This window comes from Janthinobacterium agaricidamnosum, from assembly GCF_003667705.1.
In the GTDB taxonomy this organism is placed as follows: domain Bacteria; phylum Pseudomonadota; class Gammaproteobacteria; order Burkholderiales; family Burkholderiaceae_D; genus Janthinobacterium.
This window is the reverse complement of the sequence record NZ_CP033019.1, coordinates 4,559,744-4,581,412: the sequence shown is the minus strand read 5'-3', so window position 1 is coordinate 4,581,412 and position 21,669 is coordinate 4,559,744. Positions and strand designations below refer to the sequence as shown.

Annotated in this window: 12 protein-coding genes; 3 read left to right on the top strand and 9 right to left on the bottom strand. The window is 67.0% G+C overall.

Features of this window, described 5'->3' with window-relative positions:
- Positions 1 to 47: 47 nt before the first annotated feature.
- The 9 genes from D9M09_RS20695 to D9M09_RS20655 all read right to left on the bottom strand — a co-directional run bounded on the left by D9M09_RS20695 (position 48) and on the right by D9M09_RS20655 (position 18,821).
- Positions 48 to 2,147, bottom strand: coding sequence for an HlyD family efflux transporter periplasmic adaptor subunit (locus D9M09_RS20695; protein ID WP_205602277.1), 2,100 nt, complete (start codon positions 2,145 to 2,147; stop codon positions 48 to 50).
- A gap of 11 nt (positions 2,148 to 2,158) precedes the next feature.
- On the bottom strand, positions 2,159 to 3,526 hold the full coding sequence (locus D9M09_RS20690) for an efflux RND transporter periplasmic adaptor subunit (RefSeq protein WP_070289116.1): 1,368 nt from the start codon (positions 3,524 to 3,526) through the stop codon (positions 2,159 to 2,161).
- Positions 3,523 to 9,492 (bottom strand): Ig-like domain-containing protein, encoded by a 5,970-nt coding sequence (locus tag D9M09_RS29995; protein ID WP_121670260.1) that lies wholly within the window; start codon positions 9,490 to 9,492, stop codon positions 3,523 to 3,525. Before D9M09_RS29995 ends, D9M09_RS20690 begins: the two co-directional genes overlap by 4 nt.
- A 1-nt stretch (position 9,493) precedes the next feature.
- Positions 9,494 to 10,507: a tetratricopeptide repeat protein gene (locus tag D9M09_RS20680; RefSeq protein WP_121670259.1), complete on the bottom strand. Its 1,014-nt coding sequence runs from the start codon at positions 10,505 to 10,507 to the stop codon at positions 9,494 to 9,496.
- A gap of 65 nt (positions 10,508 to 10,572) precedes the next feature.
- Positions 10,573 to 11,421 (bottom strand): phage tail protein, encoded by an 849-nt coding sequence (locus tag D9M09_RS20675; RefSeq protein ID WP_070220194.1) that lies wholly within the window; start codon positions 11,419 to 11,421, stop codon positions 10,573 to 10,575.
- 34 nt (positions 11,422 to 11,455) lie between these two features.
- Positions 11,456 to 12,238 (bottom strand): efflux RND transporter periplasmic adaptor subunit, encoded by a 783-nt coding sequence (locus D9M09_RS20670; RefSeq protein WP_227742020.1) that lies wholly within the window; start codon positions 12,236 to 12,238, stop codon positions 11,456 to 11,458.
- Positions 12,235 to 13,734: a TolC family protein gene (locus tag D9M09_RS20665; protein WP_070220192.1), complete on the bottom strand. Its 1,500-nt coding sequence runs from the start codon at positions 13,732 to 13,734 to the stop codon at positions 12,235 to 12,237. Before D9M09_RS20665 ends, D9M09_RS20670 begins: the two co-directional genes overlap by 4 nt.
- Positions 13,735 to 14,233: 499 nt before the next feature.
- Complete coding sequence (gene chrA, locus D9M09_RS20660; protein WP_121670258.1) at positions 14,234 to 15,574, bottom strand: chromate efflux transporter; 1,341 nt, start codon at positions 15,572 to 15,574, stop codon at positions 14,234 to 14,236.
- A gap of 88 nt (positions 15,575 to 15,662) precedes the next feature.
- Positions 15,663 to 18,821: an Rne/Rng family ribonuclease gene (locus tag D9M09_RS20655; protein WP_121670257.1), complete on the bottom strand. Its 3,159-nt coding sequence runs from the start codon at positions 18,819 to 18,821 to the stop codon at positions 15,663 to 15,665.
- 691 nt (positions 18,822 to 19,512) lie between these two features.
- On the opposite strand from D9M09_RS20655, the gene D9M09_RS20650 reads away from it, so the two are divergent.
- The 3 genes from D9M09_RS20650 to D9M09_RS20640 all read left to right on the top strand — a co-directional run bounded on the left by D9M09_RS20650 (position 19,513) and on the right by D9M09_RS20640 (position 21,647).
- Positions 19,513 to 20,508, top strand: coding sequence for an RluA family pseudouridine synthase (locus D9M09_RS20650; protein WP_070220186.1), 996 nt, complete (start codon positions 19,513 to 19,515; stop codon positions 20,506 to 20,508).
- 105 nt (positions 20,509 to 20,613) lie between these two features.
- Positions 20,614 to 21,273, top strand: coding sequence for an HAD-IA family hydrolase (locus tag D9M09_RS20645; protein ID WP_070289164.1), 660 nt, complete (start codon positions 20,614 to 20,616; stop codon positions 21,271 to 21,273).
- Positions 21,270 to 21,647: a Rieske (2Fe-2S) protein gene (locus D9M09_RS20640; RefSeq protein WP_205602276.1), complete on the top strand. Its 378-nt coding sequence runs from the start codon at positions 21,270 to 21,272 to the stop codon at positions 21,645 to 21,647. Before D9M09_RS20645 ends, D9M09_RS20640 begins: the two co-directional genes overlap by 4 nt.
- The last annotated feature ends 22 nt before the right edge of the window (positions 21,648 to 21,669 follow it).

The following is a 21,669-nucleotide window of genomic DNA, read 5'->3' as shown; positions in this document are numbered from 1 at the left end:
TGATTCGCTAACCATACCACGATCGGGGCGCGGTCGTCGGCGGCCGGCTAGAAACCCGCTTCGCGGCGCGCCACGCCCGCGGCCGCGCGCAGGAAACGCCATGCCGGCGCTTCCCATTCCCCGGCGATGGCGACCCTGCCGCGCCAGGCAGGGCTGCTGGCCGGCAGTTCGGCGTCCGCATCGAGCAGCACCCGGTACACGGCCTGTTCGGGATACAGCACGCCGTTCTTTTCGCGCACCAGCACGTCGCCGCCGAACAGCGCCGCCAGTTCCGGCTCGTTCAGGGTGCGGCTGGCATCGCGGTCGATGCTGGCCACGGTCAGGCGCAGGGAGGGGCCGGCCAGGCCGTCGGCGAGGAACAGGGCACGGTCGCCGCGCGCGATGCGCCGTACGGCATCCTGGTCGACGTAGGCCACCACCTGCCAGCGCCCGGCGCCCACCAGCGAACCCAGATATTCCTGCCCTTTGAGCCATTCACCGGGCCGCAGGTCGGGATCGACGTCGACCAGCACGCCCGCGAACGGCGCCAGCGGCCGGTAGCGCTGCAAGTCCGCGCCCACCGTCGCATGCTCGGCGCTGGCGTAGGCCAGCTGGTCGTTCAGCACTTGCCAGTCCTTGCGGCTGGCGGCGTCCAGGCCCGCCGCCGCCGATTGCCATGCCAGCAAGTCCTGGCGCGCGCCCGTCTCGCCTTCGCGCAGCGCCAGTTCGGGCGATGACAGGCGCAGCAGGGGCTGGCCGGCGGCGACGCGCTGGCCATTGGCCACCGGCAGCGCTTCAAGCGCCGCGTGCGCGGGCGCGTACAGCGCCAGGCGCGCCTGCGGCTGCAGCACGCCGGAGGTCAGCACCCGGTCCGGCCACGGCAGCATCAGCAGCAGCGGCAGCAGCGCGGCCAGGCCGGCGCTGCGCCAGGCGCGGCGGCTGTGCCGCAGGGCTTCGCGGCGCGAGCGCCACACCTGCAGTTCGCGCCACAGCGGCAGCGCGACAAACCAGCAGATCTCGACGAGGAACAGCAGGATGCCGACGGCCTTGATGAAGAAGTGGTACACGAGTGCGGCGATGCCCAGAAACAGCACCAGCCGGTAGATCCATACGACCCAGGCGAACAGGATCAGGCCGGCGCGCCGGCGCGGCGGAAACGATTCCGGCGCCGGCTCGTTCAGCGCGAACAGGCGTTCGCGCAAGTCCCAGCGGGCCAGCGCGAATGCGCGGCTGTGCAGGTTGGGCAGGCCCAGGTAATCGGACAGCAGGAAGTAGCCGTCAAAGCGCATGAAGGGACTGGCATTGATGGCCACGGTGGTGATCCAGGTGGTGGTCGAAAGCAGGAAGGCGACCTGCTTGGGGCCGCCATCGGGCAGCCAGGTCCAGGCCAGCGTGGCCCAGGCGGCGATCATCAGTTCCGTCATGATGCCGGCGCCCGCCACAGCCAGGCGCTGCTCGCGGCGCGCCAGCTTCCACACTTCGTTGGTGTCCGTGTACGCCACGGGCCACATCACCAGGAAGGCCAGGCCCATGGTCGGCACGCGGCAGCCGTAGCGCTTGGCCGTCAGCGCGTGGCCCATCTCATGGCAGACTTTGGCGAAGGTGATGGCGGCGCCGTACAGCAGGGCACCATGCCAGCTCAGCGTGTCGAGCAGGGTGGCAGAAAAGCGTTCCCAGTCGCGGTAGGCGCCGGCCACTCCCAGCAGGCCGGCGGCCAGCGTCAGCCAGCGGAAGGCGGGCGAAAACAGCCACCCGAGGCGCGGCGCGAGCCAGTCCAGCCAGCGGTCCGGACGCACCAGCGGGATGCGGAAAAACAGGTAGTTATGCAGCAGCCATTGCTGCCAGCTGCCGCGCTGGCGCTGGCGCGTGGCCGCCATCGCCGCCGCGCTGCCCCGGCGCGGCTGCAGCAGCTGCTGCTCGCGCAGGAAGTCGAGCAGGCGCTCGATGGCGCCGCCGTCGAGTTGCAGGGTGGTGCTCTGGTTGATGTCGTCGATGAGGGCCTGGGCGTCGTTGTCCTCCCAGCGGCGCAGCATCTCGAAGCTGGGCCAGTCGAGCTGGAAGAACAGGTTGCGCACGGGGTCGTGCAAGGTCCAGCTGGGCTGGCCGTCGGGCAGGCGTGGACCGGCATGGATGGACAGCTCCTGGCGCAGCAAGGGTAAGGCGTGCATGCGGTTCCGTTCTACAGGGCGATGAACTGGCGGATGCTGGCCAGCGGCCGTCGCAGTATCCAGTAGAGCAGCGGCACGCGTTCGCCGCCCAGCTTGGCCGTGCCCTTCAGGCCGATGCGCTGGCCGGTGGCGCCGTCCAGCCTGGCGCGCACGCGGTAGGCATAGCTGCCGTCGGGGCGCGCGGTGGCGCGGTGGCTCATGTAGCGCACATACGCTTCGAGCGGCGTCAGCGGCGCGGCGGCCAGGTACAGCTTGAGCGGGGCCCGCTCGGCCAGCGGAATGGCGTCGCCGATCGGCACCCACGCTTCGATCTCCACGTCGTCGGCGGCCGCCACCTGCATGATGCGTTCTCCCGTCTGCACGGGCCGGCCTATCCATTCCGACGGGTCGTCGAACAGGGCGATACCGGCATGCGGCGCCAGCACGCGCGAGCGCTGCGCCTGGCCCTCCAGGAACGCTGCCTGCGCCTGCTTCTCGGCGATCTTGCCCAGCAGCGCGGCCAGCTGCGTCTTGGCGCGCGGGTCGTTGAGTATCATCTGCGCCGTCTGCCGGTACTCGGCCTGCGCCGTGGCCAGCCCTTCGCGCGCGACGTCGAGGCGGCTGCCGATGGGCGCCTGGTCGAACGAGAACAGGGGCTGGCCGGCGCGCACGACCTGATTCGGGCGCACGGAAAATTCGGCGATCACGCCATCGAGGGGCGCGCGGATGGTGGCCGGATTGGCCGCCACCAGCTCGCCCGGCGCCAGTACCGTCAGGCGCACGGGAAACAGCAGCACCGCCAGCACTGCCAGCGCGGCGCCCAGCCGGCGGCGCCAGCGCTGGCCTTGTCCATCGCCCTGCCACCACAGGCGCAGCCGCGCCGGCAGCGCCGCCGGCGACCAGCGCGCCGGACCTTGCCTGGCGCGCCACGCATGCTGCCAGATATCGGCCCATTCGGTGAGCAGGGCCAGCTGCCCGGGCTGCAACGGCGCGTCGCCGGCCAGCAGCAGGCCCGCCTGCCCGCCGGCGCGGCCCGTGGCGCGCAGCGGCACCCAGGTGACGGCCACGGGCAGCCATTCGTCCCAGGCGGCGGCGATGGCGGGCGGCAGTTGCGCGGCCTCGACGGCCAGCGGCGCGGCGTCCGCATGGCGCTCTGCCAGCGCCCGGCACAGCTGCCCGAGCCACTGGGCATACGGGGCGTTGGCTTCCACTTCCACCACGCCGGACAGGGTGTGCACGCCGCCGGCGTCGAACCACAGCGCCGCCTGGCGGTACGGCGCCAGCGCGCGGCTGTCGTTCACCAGCAGGAAAGCCAGTTCATTGGCGCTGGCCGCGGCGCGTGCGCGCTGGGCCAGTTCGAGCAAGGTCAGCAGGGGATCAAATGCCACCGCGTCGTTCATGCATGCGCTTTCGCCGCCGCCGCGCTACGCGACAACGCCGCCAGGCGCTCGGCGCCCGCGCCGTGCACGGCGCCCAGTTGCGCGCTCAGGCCGGGACGTCCCACGGGGTCGGCCGGGCCGGCGTCGCGCGCCGAGGTCTTGATGACCTGGCCATCCCTGGTGATGACGATCTTGAAGGTTTGCACGGCGACGCGTCCCTGGGCGTCGCGCGCCGTGACCGTGAAGTGCAGCGTGCCTTCGAAGCCCGGCGGCGCCGTTCCCTCGAAGCGCGCCGCGCGGCTGTCGAACCTGAGCCAGGCAGGCAGGGGCCTGCCGTCGGTCTGCTGCGCGCTGAGCTGGAACGGCGTGCCGCCGCCGGACTGCACGAAGGTGTCGGGCGCCAGTTGCACCGCGATGCGTTCGCCGCTGTTGAACGCCTTGTCGCCGATCGGCACCTGCGAGAGCAGCGCATCGCTGCGCGACGGCAGTTCCGGCAAGCCGGTCGGCGTGAAGGCCGTCAGCAGCATGGCGGGATTGGTCAGCGCGGCGATGCTGACGGGGGCCAGCGGGTTCCTGGCAACGTCGGCCGCACGGCCGCCGTTGGCGCCGCTGCTCGGGCTGAACAGCGCCAGCGTGTCCGGCGCCAGCACGCCGGGAAGGGCTCCGGCGGCAGCGCTGGCGGGGGCCTTTTCGGCAACCTTGTCCGCCGGCGCGGGGGCTTCCGGCAGCACGCGCACGGGCGGCACCACCACGGGCGGCACCACGACGGGCGGCGTCACCGGTACGCTCACTTGCGCCGTCAGGATGGCGCCGTTGTTGCCGGCCGTATCGCGCACCACCACTTGCACCTGGCCGGCGACGACGCCGGCCAGCGACCAGCTGTTGCCGGCCACGCCAGCCACCTGCCAGCTGGCGCCGCCATCGCGCGAGACGAGTACCGATTCGCCCGCCGCCAGCGGCGCCGAGAGGTTGCCGCCAAGCACATTCTCGCCCGATAGCGTGGCCGAGGTGGCCGTGGCGACGGGGGCGACGGTGTCGAGCACATACGCTTGCGAGAAGGCGGGACCGTTGCCGGCGTCGTTGCTGACGCGCGCCATGAGGGTGCCGCTGCCGCCCAGCGTGACATTGATCGACCACGCCGTCGCGCCGCCGGTAGCCGCCGCGCTGCGCCAGCTGGCGCCGCCGTCGAGCGAGACTTCGACGCGCTGGCCGGCGGCCAGCGGCGCGGACAGCGTGCCGCTGATCGTTTGCGCGGCCACGTTGGTGATGAAGTCGCTGTCGCTGGCGCCCGTGTCGGCCGACAGCGTGGTGCCGGTGACGCCGGTCGTGGGCGGGGTCAGGAGCGTGCCGATGGTGAGTTCGCCATTGCTGCTGTCGCTGGCGACGTTGCCGGCCAGGTCGGTGACGCTCGCCACCACCTCGTAGCGCTGGTTCAGGGCCAGCGTCAGCGTGCCGCTGAGCGGTACGGCGGTGGCCAGGTCCAGGCTCCAGGCGCCCGCCGCGGGAACGACGGCATAGGTGGCGCCGCCGACGGAGACGGTCATGGTTTCGCCCGCCGACAGCGTCGCCGAGCCGCTCAGCACGGGCGTGGTGCTCATCGTCGCCAAGGTGGCCACGGTGGGCACGCCAGCTGCCGTGTCATAGATATACGCCTGGCTCGCCGTGACGCTGTCGTTGCCGGCCGTATCGGCCACCTTGACCAGCAGGGTGTTGCTGGAGGTCAGGGTCTGGCCGGCCAGCGACCAGGTGTTCTGGCCGATGGTGGCGGCGGCGGTGGCCCAGGTGGCGCCGTTGTCGAGCGAGACGAGCACGCGCTCGCCGCTGGCCAGGTTGGCTGACAGGGTGCCGCTGACGGTTTGCGCCGCCACGTTGGTGATGAAATCGCTGGACGAGGCGCCGCTGTCGGCGGACAAGGCGATGCCAGCCACGCTGGTGGCGGGGGCGCTTGTGTCGAGCACGTAGGCCGTGCTGGTGGCAGCGCCATTGTTGCCGGCCGCGTCGGTGACGCGCAGCTTCAAGGTGTCGCTGGCGGCCAGGGTGACGCCGGTCCAGGTCAGCGTCGTGCCGGACACCTTGCTGGTGATGTCGGTCCAGGTGGCGCCGTTGTCGAGCGAGCCGTAGACGATGTCGCCGGCGGCCGGCGCGCCGCTGAGGGTGGCGCTGATGGTTTGCGCCGCGGTGTTGGTGATCAGGTCGGTGCTGCTGGCGCCGGTGTCGGCCGACAGCGCGATGCCGCTGAAGCTGGCGGTCGGCGCCATGGTGTCGAGCACATAGGCTTGCGCGTAGGCGGTGCCGTTGTTGCCGGCGGCGTCGGTGACGCGCACTTTCAGGGTACCGCTGCCCGACAGCGTCTGGCCGGCCAGCGACCAGGTGTTGGTGCCGGTGCTGGCCGTGGCCAGGTTCCAGCTGCCGCCGTTGTCGAGCGAGACGTAGACGTTCTCGCCGGCCGCCAGGTTGGCCGCCAGCGTGCCGCTGATGGTCTGGGCCGCGGTCTTGGTGATGAAGTCGGTGCCGGAAGTGCCGGTGTCGGCCGAGAAGGTGGCGTTGGCCACGGTGTTGGTCGGCGCGGCGGAGTCGATGACGAGGTCCTTGTTGGCGCCCAGCGAGCCGGCCGTGCCCGGCGTGGCCAGCGTGACGTCGGCCGGCTGGTTGGCGCCGCCGGCATCGACGATGGTGGCGCCGTTGAGCACCAGCGCGGCGCTCGAGCTGTAGTCGAGATCGGCGCTGTTCTGGCCGGCGCCGACCGTGTAGCTGAACGTCAGCGTGCTGGTGCCCGAGCCGCCGGCATAGGTGGCCTGGCCGCCGCCGTCGAGCGCCAGGGTCGGCGTGCCGCCCGTGGTGTCGACGTTGACCGCGGTGGAGAAGTCGACCGTGATGGTGATGGTCTGGCCGGCGCCGTAGGCGCCGTCGGCGGTGCTGGCGCCGACGCCGGTGACGCTGGGGTTGCTGCCGTCGACATTGACGCCGGCCGTGCTGCCGACGCTGTTGAGCGTGACCACGGCGTCGTTGCCTGCCGTGTCGCGCAGCGTGCCGCCGTGGGTCGACAGTGCGCCGACCGTGATGCCGTTGGCGTCGATGTCGCCGCTGGGCACGGTGTAGCGGAACAGCAGCGCGCTGGTGCCGGAGCCGGACACGTAGTCGGCGTAGCGGGTAGTGGCGCCGACCACGAGGGCGATGCGCGGCGTGCCGCCGGTGGTGTCGACAAGGACGGCCTCGTCGAAGTTGACCGTGAAGTCCAGCGCGCCGCCGCTGTAGTAGGTGCCGTTGGCCGGCACCGCCACCGTGGCGACGGCCGGGGCGGTGGTGTCGACCGCGATCGTCAGCGCGGCCGAGGCGGCCGAGGCGTTGCCGGCGGTGTCGGTGGACACGACCGTGATGATGTGGGAGCCTTGGGCCAGCGCGCCGGTGGTCAGCGTCCAGCCGCCGGCGCCGGCGGTGACGGTGCCCAGCAGCGTGGCGCCGTCGAACACGGTGACGGTGCTGCCGTTCTCGGCCGTGCCGCTCAGCGTCGGCGTGGTGTCGCTGGTGATGCTGTCGTTGTTCTGCACGCCGGTGTCGCTGGCCGTGGCCAGCACCGGTGTGCCGGGCGTGGCCGGCGTGCTGGTATCGAACATGTAGGCCTGGGTCTTGACGCTGCCGGTGTTGCCGGCGGCGTCGACGACCTTCAGCTGCAGCGTGTCGCTGCCGGCCAAGGTGACGCCGTTCCAGCTCAGGCTCGTGCCGCTGACCTTGCTGGTGATGTCGGTCCAGCTGCCGCCGTTGTCCAGCGAGCCGTAGACGATGTCGCCGGCGGCCAAGGTGGTGCTCAGGGTGGCGCCGATGGTCTGCGCCGCGATCTTGGTGATGAAGTCGCTGGCGCTGGAGCCCGTGTCGGCCGACAGCGCCAGGCCGTTGAAGGTGATCGTCGGCGAACCGGTGTCGAAGGTATAGGCTTGCGACAGCACGGCGCCGTCGTTGCCGGCCGTGTCGCTGACCTTGACCTTCAGCGTGCTGCTGGCGCTGAGCGTGCGGGCCAGCGACCAGGTGTTCTGGCCCACGGTGGCGCTGGCGGCGGCCCAGGTGGTGCCGTTGTCGAGCGAGACGAGCACGCTCTCGCCGCTGGCCAGGTTGGCCGACAGGGTGCCGCTGATGGTCTGCGCCGCCGTTTTGGTGATGAAGTCGGTCGGCGACGTGCCGGTATCGGCCGAAAAGCTGACCGTGGCCACGCTGGTGGTGGGCGCGGTGGTATCGAGCGTGTAGTTCTGGAAGCTCAGCGAACTGTCGTTGCCCGCCGCGTCGGTCACCTTGAACATGATGGCGTTGCTGCCTGCGCCCAGGGTGGCGCCGTTCCAGGTCAGCGTGGTGCCGGACACCTTGCTCGTGATGTTGGTCCAGCTGCTGCCGCCGTCCAGCGACCCCCAGACCACGTCGGTGCCGGCCGGCGCGCCGCTGAGCGTGGCGGTGATGGTCTGGCCTGGCGTCTTGGTGATGAAGTCGGTACTGTTGATGCCGGTGTCGTCCGACAAGGAGATGCCGGTGAAGGACGTGGTCGGCGCCGTGGTGTCGAGCGTGTAGCTGTGCGTGTAGGCGGTGCTGGAGCCGTCGGCGTTGGTGACCCGGGCCTGGAAGGTGCTGCTGCCGGCCAGCGTGGTGACGGTGCTCCAGCTGCTGGAGCCGATCGTGTAGGTGGTCGCGTCGCTCCAGCTGCTGCCGTTGTCATATGACACCTGGACCTTTTCGCCCGTGCTCAGCGTGGTCGACAGCGTGCCGCTGATGATTTGCGCGGCGGTCTTGGTGATGAAGTCGCTGCCGCTGGTGCCGGTGTCGTCCGACAGGCTGGCGCTGCTGACCGTGACCGTGGGCGGGTGCGAAATAGCCTTGACGTCGGTGATGTCGAAATTCTGGAACAGACCGAAATCGCCGGAACTGAACACCACCTGCTTGACGTCGTTGATCGGTTTGCTCAGGCCGGAATTGAGCAGGGTCTGCCAGCCGTTGGCCAGCGAGTTCACGGTGAGCGTGTCTGTGGTGTTGTTGCCATACGTTAAGTTGATCGTCAGCGAGCCGGTCAGGACGCCGACATCGAACGAGCTGATGTCGAAGGTGTAGCCGGAAGCGATGGTGACCGTCAGCCTGACTTCATTGGTGGGCCCCTGGTAGGCATACAGCCCGTCGGTGCCATAGGTGCCGTCAATGCCCAGGCCGCCGGCGCTGGCGCCGCCGTAAAACGTGACGTTTTGGCCGTTAACCTGTTTGACCACGGTGGTCGAGCTGTAGTCGGCGTCGCTGCCGGAGAAGCTGACCTGTGTGAGCAGGCCCTGGTAGTCGGCGATGTCCAGCGCTTTGGTGTCGATCTTGCCGGCATGCGCTTCGAGCGTCCAGTTGCCGCCGATGGCTGCCGCGCCGGTGGCGTCGCGCGACGCCGCGACATCGGCGCCCGTGATGCGCGCCAGGTCTGCGATCAGCGCGTTATGGCCGCCGGCGGCGACATCGCAGCCATACAGCAGCAAGTCGCCGTCGGCGCTCAGGGCCTGGCCCAGCTGCGCCAGTTCCGATTGGACGGCAGCCGACGACAGGGAGGCATCGGTCAGGCGCGCGGTGCCGAGATTGATGGTGCCTTCGGATCCATGCGACAGGATGTGGATCGCGTCGATTCCGCTCTGGCTGGCCGCCCATTGCGCGATCTGCGCCAGGCCGTCACGGCTGCCGTCGAATTCGACGATGCCGACGCCGGCGCGCACGCCCGCCTCCAGGCTCTTGTAGTTGGCCACCGAGGTGTCGATCAGCACCACTTCCTTCTTGCCCTGGTCCTTGGCCGGCTCGGCCGCGCGCACCGTGACGGCTGGCGGCAGCGGCGGCGCGCTTTCGTGCGCCTGCGCCGCGTGGGCGGCGTCGGCTACGGCGCCGTCGAACATGAAGCGCTGCTCCAGCGGCAGCAGTTGCGAGGCGCGGCGCAGCGGACGGCGTACGGAAGTCGTTGCCGCGGCAGGGAAGAGGGGATGGTTCATGTCAGGCTCCTGGTGATACGTGACGGGCGCGCTTGAGCGGCGTGCCCGGGGCGGCGAATTGGGCGAGGTGGGCGTCGATCTTGCGGTCGAGCGCCGGCCGCCATTCGGGCGGCATGATGGCCAGCACCTGGTCTTGCAGCTGCCGCGCCTGGTCTTGCAGGGCGGGGTCGCTCAGGCGGCTGCGGGCGGCGCTGGCCCACAGATAGGTCTTGGCCAGGTTGGCGGCGCCGGGCGCGCCCGTATCGGCGTCGGGCGGCAGATGGGCGTACAGCGTCGCCGTGGGCAGGTAGGCGGGGACGTAGCCCTTGCTCGCCAGTTCTTCCAGGGCAAGCAGCGCCGCCTCGCCCTCGGCTTCGCCGCCTTCTCCCTGCGCTTGCATGATGGCCAGCTGGTAGCGCGCCTCGTCGACCTGGCGTTCCGCCGCCATGCGGTACCAGTGGCGCGCCATGGCCGCGTCGTGCGGCACGTCGCGGTCGTTGCGCAGGTAATTGGCCAGTTTCAGCATGGCCGGCGGCGAACCGGCCTGCGCCGCCTGGGCGCACAGCGCCAGGCCGTGCGGCACGTCCCGGGCGACGTAGCGGCCGCGGACATAGAATTCGCTGGCCGAGCACAGTGAAATGAGGTGGCCGTTCGCGGCGGCGGCCAGGTAGCTGGTCAGCGCGGCGGCGGCATTGCCTGGCGCGTCCGGAGTGCGCATCAGGCAGTCGCCGGCGAAATGCAGGGCCGTCGGTATCTTGCCCTGGGCGGCCTTGCCGAACCACGCGCAGGCGGCGTCGGGGTCGGCTGGCCGGCCCCAGCCATTCTGGTGGAACTGGGCCAGGGTGAACTGGGCGAGGGGATTGTTCTCCGCGTGGCGCAGGAAGGCCGGGTAGGCGTTGGCATAGTCGCCCTTGGCCAGCAAGGCATATGCGGCTTGCAGCGGCAGGGCATGGTCGGCCGGCCGCCCGGCGCGCGCGCCCGGCGCCGCCAGCAGCGTCAGGGACAGCAAGACTTGAAAGAGGCGGTATGGCTGCATGATGATTTCGGCGGCCGCTCCGCTCGGAGGCGGCCGCGCAACACAAGGTTAGGTGGCGAGGTCCGTCAGTTCGACTGCGGGTAGATGCCGACGGAGGCGATGTAGTAATACATGGCCATGGACGGCTGCATGATGCTGAACGCGGCGCCCGTGCCTGCAGGGCCGCTGACGGCTGCCGGCAGGGAGCCGTTCAGCGTCACCGGGGCGGTACCGGCCAGCGTAATGGCAGGCGAGCCGGCGGAGGTGACGGTAATGCTGCCGCCCAGGGAGCCGCCGCCCATGACCACGTCGGGTGCGCTGGTGTTATACAGCTTCGCCACCGGGGTATTTACCGCTCCCGGCACGCCGCCGGCCAGCGGCGTGGCCGACGCACCCGCGGCGCTGCTGGCTTTCAGCGTCAGTGTCAGCGCACTGGTATTGGCGGTGTAGGTGACGGGCGCCATCGAAATGGTGGTGGGCGTGCCGGTCGTCTGAGCCAGGTTGACCGAGCCGCTGACCTTGCTCAAGTCGACCGCCGGCAAGGTATGCGCATGGGCCGGCAGATTGGCCATGGTCAGGGTGGCGCTGACGGTGCCTACCTTCTGGCCCACCGTGTAGCTGGTGTTGGCGTCGACGGTGCCGGCACCGATCACGGTGCGGCCGCGCAGGTCCGGCAGGTTGAAGGTGGTGTTGCCGCTGCCGCCATAGGTCGTGCCCAGCAGCGAGTACAGCGCGGCATTCTGGTTGACGTTGAGGGACTGGCCGTTGGCCGGCAAGTAGCCGTACAGGTCATTGCGGGTCCAGGCCATCACGCAGATGCTGGAAACATAGGGTTCGGCGGGGCAGGCATAGCTGGCTGTGCTCCAGCTGGCTGCGGCTGCGGCGACGGCAGCGAGCGTCAGGCAGCGGGCGACGCGGTGCGGACGAGATTTCATGGGCTCTCCTTTTGGTCTAAGCAGGGTGAAAAAATCATTTTGCCGGCGGCTGCATCAGCACCTTGCCGCTCATGCCGGCCACCAGTTCGCCGAAGCGCCCGTCGATGACGGCGCTCAGCTTGACGGACTGGCTGACGGGGTCGACGCGGGCGCCAATGCGCTGCACCTTGGCCGGATAGCTCTTGCCCGTTTCGTCGATGCTGACCTGGAAGGGCGTGCCGTTGCGCACCCAGCTCATCCAGCGAGATGGAATGATGAATTCCAGCACCAGGGTGCTGTCGTCCAGAATTTCCAGCAGGGCCTGGCCCGGCTGCACGTACTGCTGTTCGCGCGCCTTCTGCTCGGCGATGCGGCCGGCGAACGGCGCGACGATCTGGCATTTGCCCAGCAATGCCCGGTTGGCGGCCACTTCGGCCTGCGCCTTGAGCGCTTCGGCCCTGGAAATGTCGAGTTCGACCTTGCCCACGGAATTGAGGTCGGCGAGTTTCTGGTTGCCCTGCCAGTTGGTCTCGGCCGCCATCCGCGCCGCTTCCGCCTTGGCCAGCTGCGCCTGCTGCAGCACGCAGTCGAACTGCACCAGCAACTGTCCCTGCTTGAAGGCCGCGCCTTCCGGCAGCGGCAGGCGGTTGATCTTGGCGCCGATCTCGGCGGCCAGGGTGGTGTAGCGGCGCGGCGCCAGCTGGGCGCGGATTTCCCGCGTTTCCAGCGTGGCGCCGGCGCTGGCCGGCTGCGGCGCGGCGGCCAGCGCGGTGTGCTGCAAGGTCAGGGCCAGCGCGCCGGCCAGGGTCATGCGTATTGCGGGTGCGACCAACTTCATGGACGGTCCTCAGGTGATGGCAGCTGTGCCTGGTTCCAGGTCTGCAGCGATTGCGCGACGGCCGCCGTCAGTTCGGCCAGCGGCATGTCGGACGAGCCGTTGACCACCGGTTCCATGCCCAGGGTCGCTTGCAGGCGCGATGCGGCGGCCTGCGCGTTCGACAGTGCCTGGTAGCGGCGCAGCTGCGACAGGACGGCCGTGCTTTGCTGCGAAATGCGGTCCAGCGCCGACTGTTTCTGCGCCTCGGCCTGGTTGGCGATGTGCTGGGCGATACGCCCGTCCACTTCGGCGATGGCGTCGGCGCGCTCATACTGGCGGGCCGTGTTGGCGTATTGCTGACGAGCAATATGAAGCTGGCTCAGCACAGCCATCTGCATGGCCATGCGGCGCTGGTTGGCCAGGCTCACGCCCGCGTCGGCCAGGCGCATCTGCGCCGGCGCCGATAACAGGCCCAGCAGGTTGAACGAGATCTGCGCACCGGCCTCGTTCCAGTTCTGGTGGATCAGGTAATCGTCGTTGCTGTGCTTGACGCCATAGTTGAATGACAGGCCGGGGAACAGCTTGAGCATGGTGCGCCGGGTTTCCTGCTGGGCGATGCGGGCGTTGTAGATGCCTTCGCGCAGGTCGGGATTGCGCAGCAGCGCCACTTCTTCCATTTTTTCGATCGGCTGGTTCAGCCAGGCCGTATTGACGTCGCCGCCCGCTTCGACCACGCTATAGCCGCTGCTCAGCGGCAGGGCGGTCAGGGCCGCCAGTTCCACGCGCGCCGTCGACAGTTCCTGTTCGATGGTTTCCAGCAGGCGCAGGTTTTCCAGCAGCTGGCGCTGGTAGCGCAACGGTTCCAGTGGCGAACGGATGCGGTCGCTCTCCGCCGTGCGCGCATCCTTCAGGGCCGCTTCCGATTCGGCGATGGTGCTGCGCAGCAGGGGCACCAGCTTCTGCGCCGCCACCACGCGCCAGTAGGCGGTGCGCACGTCGAGTATCAGGTTGTGCAGGGCCTTGCGGCGGCGCTCGCCGGCGATCATCACGCGGTCCGCATTCTGCCGCGCCGCGTAGTAGCTCTGGCCGAAATCGAGCAGGCTCCAGGAAATGCCCAGTTCCGTGCTCAGCACCTGGCGGCTGGACGAGATGTAGGGATTGGCCAGCGACGGCGCGCCCGTGACGGAATCGACGCTGCGCGTGATCAGGTCATTGTTGCGGTCGCGGTAGCCGGCCGAGGCGATCAGCTTGGGCAGCATGTCGAACTGCCCTGCCTCGAAGGTGCCCATGGCAACGGCTTCCTCCATGGCCTTGTAGCGGCGTTCGGCGTTGTATTTGATGGCGCGGGCGATGGCGCCATCGAGGGTCAGGGGGCCGTTCAGCGCCTCCACGTCGCGCGCCAGGGCCGCCTTGTCGTCCTGCAGCGTGGCGCGGACCTCTGCCGTGGAAAGCTTGGCCGTGCCGACGTCGAGTGTCGAGCAAGCGCTCAGCAGCCATAAGCTGGCGCAGCCGAGCATGAGTGTCCTGATCGCGGAAGTGGGCATGGGATGATGTAATTGTTGAGCGCGCATTAATGGATATTCTCGAGGAAACTGCCGGGTTAATGACGGTGAAACAGTAATTTGCTTTCGAGTAAGTATATGACGTCGCACTCATTCAAATAATCAATTTTTCATTTGTTGCATATATGCCACATTTATTTATTTGAGAATGATATGTCGGGGGGATGACAAATCGATCACGGTGCGGCTGTGCTCGCAGGTCGGGCGCAGCCGCGCAGAGCGTGGCGCCATGCCTGCCGGGTCCAGGTCTGGTTGCTGGCGTGAGAATGGAGAGATACTAAATTGCTGAAATAAATATTCTATTTATTAATGGTATATATATGCCGCCAATTAAATTAACCTGCATCAAATCCTGATTATTAATAATAAGGAAATAATATCCTCCGCGCTTGTTGGTGGAGATTCTGGTGATGCCGGCGGGATGCGATGATTGTCTGGCGCGACGCTTCCGTGTTCAAGCCAGCCAGGCACGCGACAGGCCGATGGCGGCGCAGACCAGCAGCAATTTGATGGTTCCCACTTGAAACCTGATCAGCGCCACGCCGGCTGCCAGCGCGATGATCATCGCCAGCCAATCCCAGTGGGGCAGCGGATTTGCTTGCCAGAACACATGGCGGCCAAAGAACAGGGCCAGGCTGGCGATGACGCCCACCACGGCCGCCGAGATGGCCGTCAACGGCGCGCTCAGGCGCAAATTGCCGCGCGACGCTTCCACCAGGGGCGCACCGGCCAAAATGAAGATAAACGAGGGCAGGAAAGTAAACCAACTGGCGACGAACGCGCCGCATATGCCCGCCAGCCACAGCTGTTCTCCCGTCACGGCATGGCTCCAGCCGCCGACGAAACCGATGAAGGCGACGATCATGATCAGGGGGCCGGGCGTCGTTTCGCCCAGGGCCAGGCCATCCATCATCTGTGCGCTCGTGATCCAGTGGTAGTGGTCGGCGGCGCCCTGCACCAGATAGGGCAGCACGGCGTACGCGCCGCCGAACGTGAGCAGGGCGGCCTTGCTGAAAAACACGCCCATCTGCGCCAGCGGCTGGTCCGCCCCGCTCGCCAGCGCCAGGCCCAGCCAGGCGAAGAAGGCCAGCCCTAGGCCCACGGCGGCCGTGCCAAGCAGGCGCGGCCAGCGGAAGCGCGCGTGGTCCGGCGTGGGCGTGTCGTCATCGATCAGGGCGGCGCCGTAGCGGGCCGCACCGCCATGCGAGGTACCGCTGGCATGAAAATGGCCCGGCAGCCAGCGGCCGCCCGCCATGCCCAGCAGGGCGGCGGCGAGCACGATCAGCGGAAATGGCAGCCGTAGCGCGGCGATGGCGACAAATGCCGCCGCCGCGATGGCGATCAGGCTGGGACTGCGCAAGGTGCGCCGGCCCAGGCGCCAGGCGGCCGCCAGCACGATGGCGACGACGGCCGGCTTGATGCCGTACAGGATGCCGGCGATGGCGCCCACGTTGCCATACGCCATGTAGAGCCATGACAGGGCGATCAGCACCAGCAGCGAGGGCAGCAAAAACAGCAGGCCCGCCACCAGGGCGCCGCGCGTGCGGTGCATCAGCCAGCCGATGTAGATGGCCAGCTGGGTCGCTTCCGGCCCCGGCAGCAGCATGCAGTAATTGAGGGCGTGCAGGAAACGCTGCTCCGAAATCCAGCGCCGCTTTTCCACCAGTTCCGCATGCATCATGGCGATCTGGCCGGCCGGGCCGCCAAAGCTGACGCAGCCCAGCTTGAGCCAGTACCAGAAGGCGCTGCGCAGGCTGACGGGGGCGGGAGGGGGAAGGTTGGCGTTCTCGTGCATGGCGGCTGGCTGGCAAAGGTGGGGACGTAAAAAAGGGGAAGCCTGAGCTCCCCCTTTCATCATTGGCGGCTGGGCGAACCCGGCGCGCTTATGGACGTTGCGTGTTGACCTGGATCAACGGCTCATCCGATTGCGGCGGCAATGGCTTGCGTTCGCGCGGCTTGCGCACGGGAGCGACTGCCTTGGCGGCCGCTTCCTGCGCCAGGCGCAGTTTTTCCGGATCGGTGGCAGCCAGGGTCAGGCCGGCCGAACCGAGCACTGCGTCCAGGTCCAGCGGCGCAGGCACCGGCGATGGAGCCGGTGCGGAAGCTGGAGCAGCGACAGGCGCAGGAGCAGGAGCAGGTGCAGGTGCAGCTTCGGCAACTACCGGTGCGGCTTGCGCCACGGCCGGCGCCGCTTCGGCGACTGGCGCTGCTGCTGGAACTTCTTCAGCCACGACGACGGTTTCCACGACAGCAACCGTTTCCTCGACCGGTGCCGCTTCGACGATGACTTCCGCTGGAGCAGGCGCTGGCGCCGGTGCAGCTTCCGCTTTCTCGGCAAAGCTGTACTCGGCAGCTGGCGCTGGCTCGGCAGCGGCTGGTTCAGCTTGCGCTGCAGCCACTTCGACAGGGGCTTGCGCTACGACCGGTGCAGCAACTGGCGCGGCTTCAGCGGCAGGAGCGGCTTCTTCGACCTTGGCGATGTCCACCACCTTGGCCACTTCTACCACTTCCACCACTTCGGCCACTTCCACGACGGCAGCTTCCACCGGCGCAGCGACGGCGACGACCGCGGCGGCAGCCACGACGGCGACCGGCGCAGCATCCGTTGCGGCTTCCGGCGCAGGAGCGACCGTAAAGCTGATCACTGGCGTGTCCTGGCCTTCGTTTTCGCCGTTTGCCGATTCGATCAGCTCGCCCGTTTCGCGGTCGCGGCGGTTGCGGTTGCGGCCACCACGACGGCGGCGGCGGCGCGGTTCTTCGCCTTCCACGTCGGTTTCCGTCTCTTCGCCTTCAGGGCCGGCATTTGCCGGCGCTTTCAGCAAGCTCGTTGGTGCTGCATCAGCGTCCGGGCCGTTCGACGCCACGACGACATTCACCGCGCTGGCGCTGGCGCCAACCAGGGCCAGTTCTTCAGCTTTCACTTCAGCAACAACAGCCTTGTCGGCGCGTGGTTCGCGGCCTTCGCGTGGCTGGCGTGGCGGACGCTCGGCGCGTTCCGGGCGCTCTGCGCGTTCCGGACGTTCCGCGCGCTCAGGACGCTCGCCCCGTTCGCGTGGTGCCGCTGCCGTATCGCCGTTCTCGCGCGCTTCGCGCGGTTCGCGTGGCGGACGCGGCGGGCGTGGCGGACGGGCCGCCTTTTCCAGTGCTTCCGCTTCTTTCGCCGCGTCGTCCTGGGCTGGGCGGCCCTGGCCAGGTTCGCGCTCTTCGCGGCCAGGCTTGCCGTTACGACCACGGCCACGCGGGCCACGGCTGTTGCGGTCGCCACGGTCCGTGCCGGCCGGCTTGGCCGGTGCGACAGGGGCGGGTGCTGGCGCCACCGGTGCCGGGGCGCCGGTGAAGAAGCTGATGATCTTGGCGATCAGGCCTTGCGGCGCGGCAGGCGCGGCCACCGGGGCCGGTTTTGCTTCGACGGGCTTGCGCTCGACCAGCGGTGCCGGCTGGTCAGGGGTGATCGTCTTGACGACGGCTTCCTGGCGCGGCTTGGCTTCTTCCTTCTGACGCTTGCTGTACGCCATATCGGTTTCAGCGCTTTCGGCCAGGTTGTAGCTGGCCTGGCTGTCTTCCAGACGCGGATCGTCGTGCTTGATGCGTTCGAGCTTGTAGTGCGGCGTTTCCAGATGCTTGTTCGGGATCAGGATCACGGCGATGCGGTGACGGTTCTCGATCTTCAGCACTTCGCCGCGCTTTTCGTTCAGCAGGAAGGCGCCCACGTCCACGGGCACCTGCACGTGGATGGTGGCCGAGTTTTCCTTCATCGCCTCTTCCTGGATGATGCGCAGCACCTGCAGGGCGGACGATTCCGTGTCGCGGATGTGGCCGGTGCCGGAGCAGCGCGGGCACGTCACGTGCGAGCCTTCGGACAGCGAAGGGCGCAGGCGCTGGCGCGACAGTTCCATCAGGCCGAAGCGGGAAATCTTGCCCATTTGTACACGGGCACGGTCATGGTGCAGCGCATCCTTGAGGCGCTGTTCCACTTCGCGTTGATTTTTCGCCACTTCCATGTCGATGAAGTCGATGACGATCAAGCCGCCCAAATCGCGCAAACGCAGCTGGCGGGCCACTTCTTCGGCCGCTTCGCAGTTGGTGTTGAAGGCGGTCGTCTCGATGTCCGAGCCGCGCGTGGCGCGGGCCGAGTTGACGTCGACGGAGACCAGTGCTTCCGTGTGGTCGATGACGATGGCGCCGCCCGATGGCAGCGGCACGGTGCGGCTGTAGGCCGTTTCAATTTGATGTTCGATCTGGAAGCGCGAGAACAGCGGCACGTCGTCGCTGTAGCGCTTTACGCGGTGCACCATGTCGGGCATCACGTGGCTCATGAACTGGTGCGCCTGGTCGTAGATCTCGTCGGTGTCGATCAGGATCTCGCCGATGTCGGGCTGGAAGTAGTCGCGGATGGCGCGGATGACGAGCGACGATTCCTGGTAGATCAGGAACGCGCCGTTGGCCGACTTGCCGGCGCCTTCGATGGCGCGCCACAGTTGCATCAGGTAATTCAAGTCCCACTGCAGTTCATCGACGTTGCGGCCGATGCCGGCGGTGCGGGCGATCACGGACATGCCAGCAGGCAAGTCCAGTTTATCCATGGTTTCGCGCAATTCCTGGCGCTCTTCCCCTTCCACGCGGCGCGATACGCCACCGCCACGCGGGTTGTTCGGCATCAATACCAGGTAACGGCCGGCCAGCGAGACGAACGAGGTCAGGGCGGCGCCCTTGTTGCCGCGCTCTTCCTTTTCCACTTGCACCATGATTTCCTGGCCTTCGCGCAGCGCTTCCTTGACGGAGGCGTTACGGACGTCGACGCCTTCGCGGAAATACGTGCGGGCAACTTCCTTGAAAGGCAGGAAGCCGTGGCGGTCTTCGCCATAGCTGACGAAGCACGCTTCGAGCGATGGCTCGATGCGCGTGATCACGCCCTTGTAGATGTTGGATTTGCGCTGTTCGCGCCCGGCTGTCTCGATATCGATGTCGATCAGTTTTTGTCCGTCGACAATCGCTACGCGCAGTTCTTCTTGCTGCGTGGCATTAAACAACATGCGTTTCATTTTTATAACTCCGCGACCCGTAGGCCATCTCAAAGCCGCTTCCGGGGAAGCGGCGAAGTACAGGGATATATGCGAGAACGGGAGTGCTGGCGGGGGAAATGCCCAGGCGTGCGGAGCAACAACGCGTACGAGGTATACGTTACGGCCGCAACAGGCGCGGTGAGGTCAATCGTCATGCCGAGTGCACGGGACACTTGCAACTCATCTGTAACAGCCCGGATGAGAATGAACTGCATCGGGGGCAGAGAATGCAAGTGGTCAGCAAATTCAGAGCCAAATCGTAAGCCGGCTCATTACAGGGATCGCGATGGCGAGGCTTGGCCTCAGCCTATTCATCGACAACCTCAGGTGACCGCATACGGGTTTGGCGAAAACGGCAAGCGTTATCAACTTCATCAACCCGCGAGCCCGACTCGATAAGTCGCGCTAACGGGTACTTATCCTTATAATCCCACACTCACTTCAGCATCTCCACGCGTTATCCGATTACAACTACGGTGCAACCTTGATTCGCGCAGGGATGGTGCATATACATTTTTTTCCACCGAATTTGCAATTTGGCGAGGCCGGTGGAGACGCCCCTGTGTAAAATGTGCTTTTATTCTTACACTCGCAGCAGCCAGGGCCGCAGCAAAAACAATTATATATTCAAAATGAAGGACTTAGAGAGATTTCTGGGAAGACATAGTAAATGAAGAGTCAAAATGATGTTGTTCCCCCTTCAACACCCCCGGTTCAGCCGCAAGCCCAATTCGTAACGATCGCCGAGGAAGAAGCAGGCCAGCGCATCGACAACTACTTATTAAGAGTGTGCAAGGGAGTGCCTAAAAGCCACATCTACCGGATCTTGCGATCGGGAGAGGTGCGCGTGAATAAAGGCCGTATCGATCAGCTGTACCGCCTCGCCGCCGGCGACGTGGTGCGCATTCCACCCGTGCGCGTGGCCGAAAAGGCGCCCACGGGCGCGCCGGCCGCCGAATTCAAGATCATCTTCGAAGATGCGCAGCTGCTCGTCATCGACAAGCCGGCCGGCGTGGCCGTGCATGGCGGCTCGGGCGTATCGTTCGGCGTGATCGAGCAATTGCGCGCCTCGCGCCCCGACGCCAAGTTCCTGGAACTGGTGCACCGCCTGGACCGCGACACGTCCGGCTTGCTGTTGCTGGCAAAGAAACGCACGGCGCTGACCAACCTGCACGAGCAGATGCGCGACGGCCTTACCGACAAGCGCTACCTGGTGCTGGTGGCCGGCGACTGGAAGAATGCGCGCCAGCATATCAAGTTGCCGCTGCATAAATATACGACGGCCGAAGGCGAGCGCCGGGTGGCCGTGCAGGCCGATGGCCTGGCGTCGCACACGGTGTTTTCACTGTTGCATAAATATCACAACTTCGCCTTGCTGGAAGCGGAATTGAAGACGGGACGCACGCACCAGATCCGCGTGCACCTGTCGTCGTCCGGTTTCCCCATCGCCGGCGACGATAAATATGGCGACTTTGCCCTCAACCGTGCCCTGTTGAAAGCCGACAGCACGCGCGGCGCCCTGAAGCGCATGTTCCTGCACGCGCACCAGATCACGTTTACACACCCTGAAACGGGCAAGACGATGACCCTGAACGCGCCGCTGGCTGCCGAATGCGAGCGTTTCTTGGTAAGCTTGGGCAAACCATTGGCCGTTGCCGCACGATAATTGGGAGTTACTTAACGATCTACCGCGTGCGCGCGACACTACTCACAAGGTAGTCAGTCGCCATCATTCATTCTCAAGGAGCCGGCGGCTATGCCGTCGGGAAACATGGCAAGAAAGCAATTTGATCTGATCGTCTTCGATTGGGACGGTACCCTGATAGACAGTACCTCGACCATCGTCAAGTGCATCCAGGCATCGGCCAAAGACCTGGGCTTGCCCATTCCCACCGAGTTGCTGGCCTCGCATGTGATCGGCCTGGGTTTGCAGGAAGCGATGCAGCTGGTGATGCCCGACGTGGAGCCGAAATACCATGCGCGCATGGCCGAGCGCTACCGCTATCACTATCTGTCGCGCGACCATGAGCTGACCCTGTTTCCCGGCGTACACGAGATGCTGCTGGAACTCTCGCAGCAAGCGTACTTTCTCGCCGTCGCCACGGGCAAGAGCCGTGTCGGCCTGAACCGCTCCTTGAATGCCGTCAAGCTGCTGTCGCTGTTCGATGCGACGCGCTGCGCCGATGAAACGTTTTCCAAGCCCCATCCGGCCATGCTGCAGGAACTGACGCGCGAACTGGGGCAGGATATGCGCCGTACCGTGATGATCGGCGACACCAGCCATGATTTGTTGATGGCAAGCAATGCGGGTGCGGCCGGTATTGCCGTAGAGTATGGTGCGCATCCGGTGGCGCAGTTGCAAGCTTGCCACCCCCTGTATTCGGCCGCCACGGTGGCCGACCTGCACCAATGGCTGAGCGAGCACGCATGATGACTGATGTGACGGAAGTGTTGATTTGTGCGGCAGGCGCCGTGGCCGATGGCGGCAAGGGCGTGCGCTTTCCCGTCGCGGCCGGCGGCGAAACGACCACGGGCTTTGTCGTGCGCCACGGCGGCAAGGCGTATGGCTACCTGAACCGCTGTGCCCACGTACCGATCGAACTGGACTGGGCCGAAGGCGAGTTTTTCGAGTCCAGCGGCTTGTACCTGATGTGTTCGACGCATGGCGCCATCTATGTGCCGGAGAGCGGCTTGTGTGCTGGCGGCCCGTGCAAGGGCGGCCGCTTGCGTCCGATACACGTGACCGAGCGCGACGGGCAGCTGTACTGGCAGCCCGACGAGTATGTCCAGCCGCTGCCGGCCTGAAGCCCCGTGCAGGCATTATTGC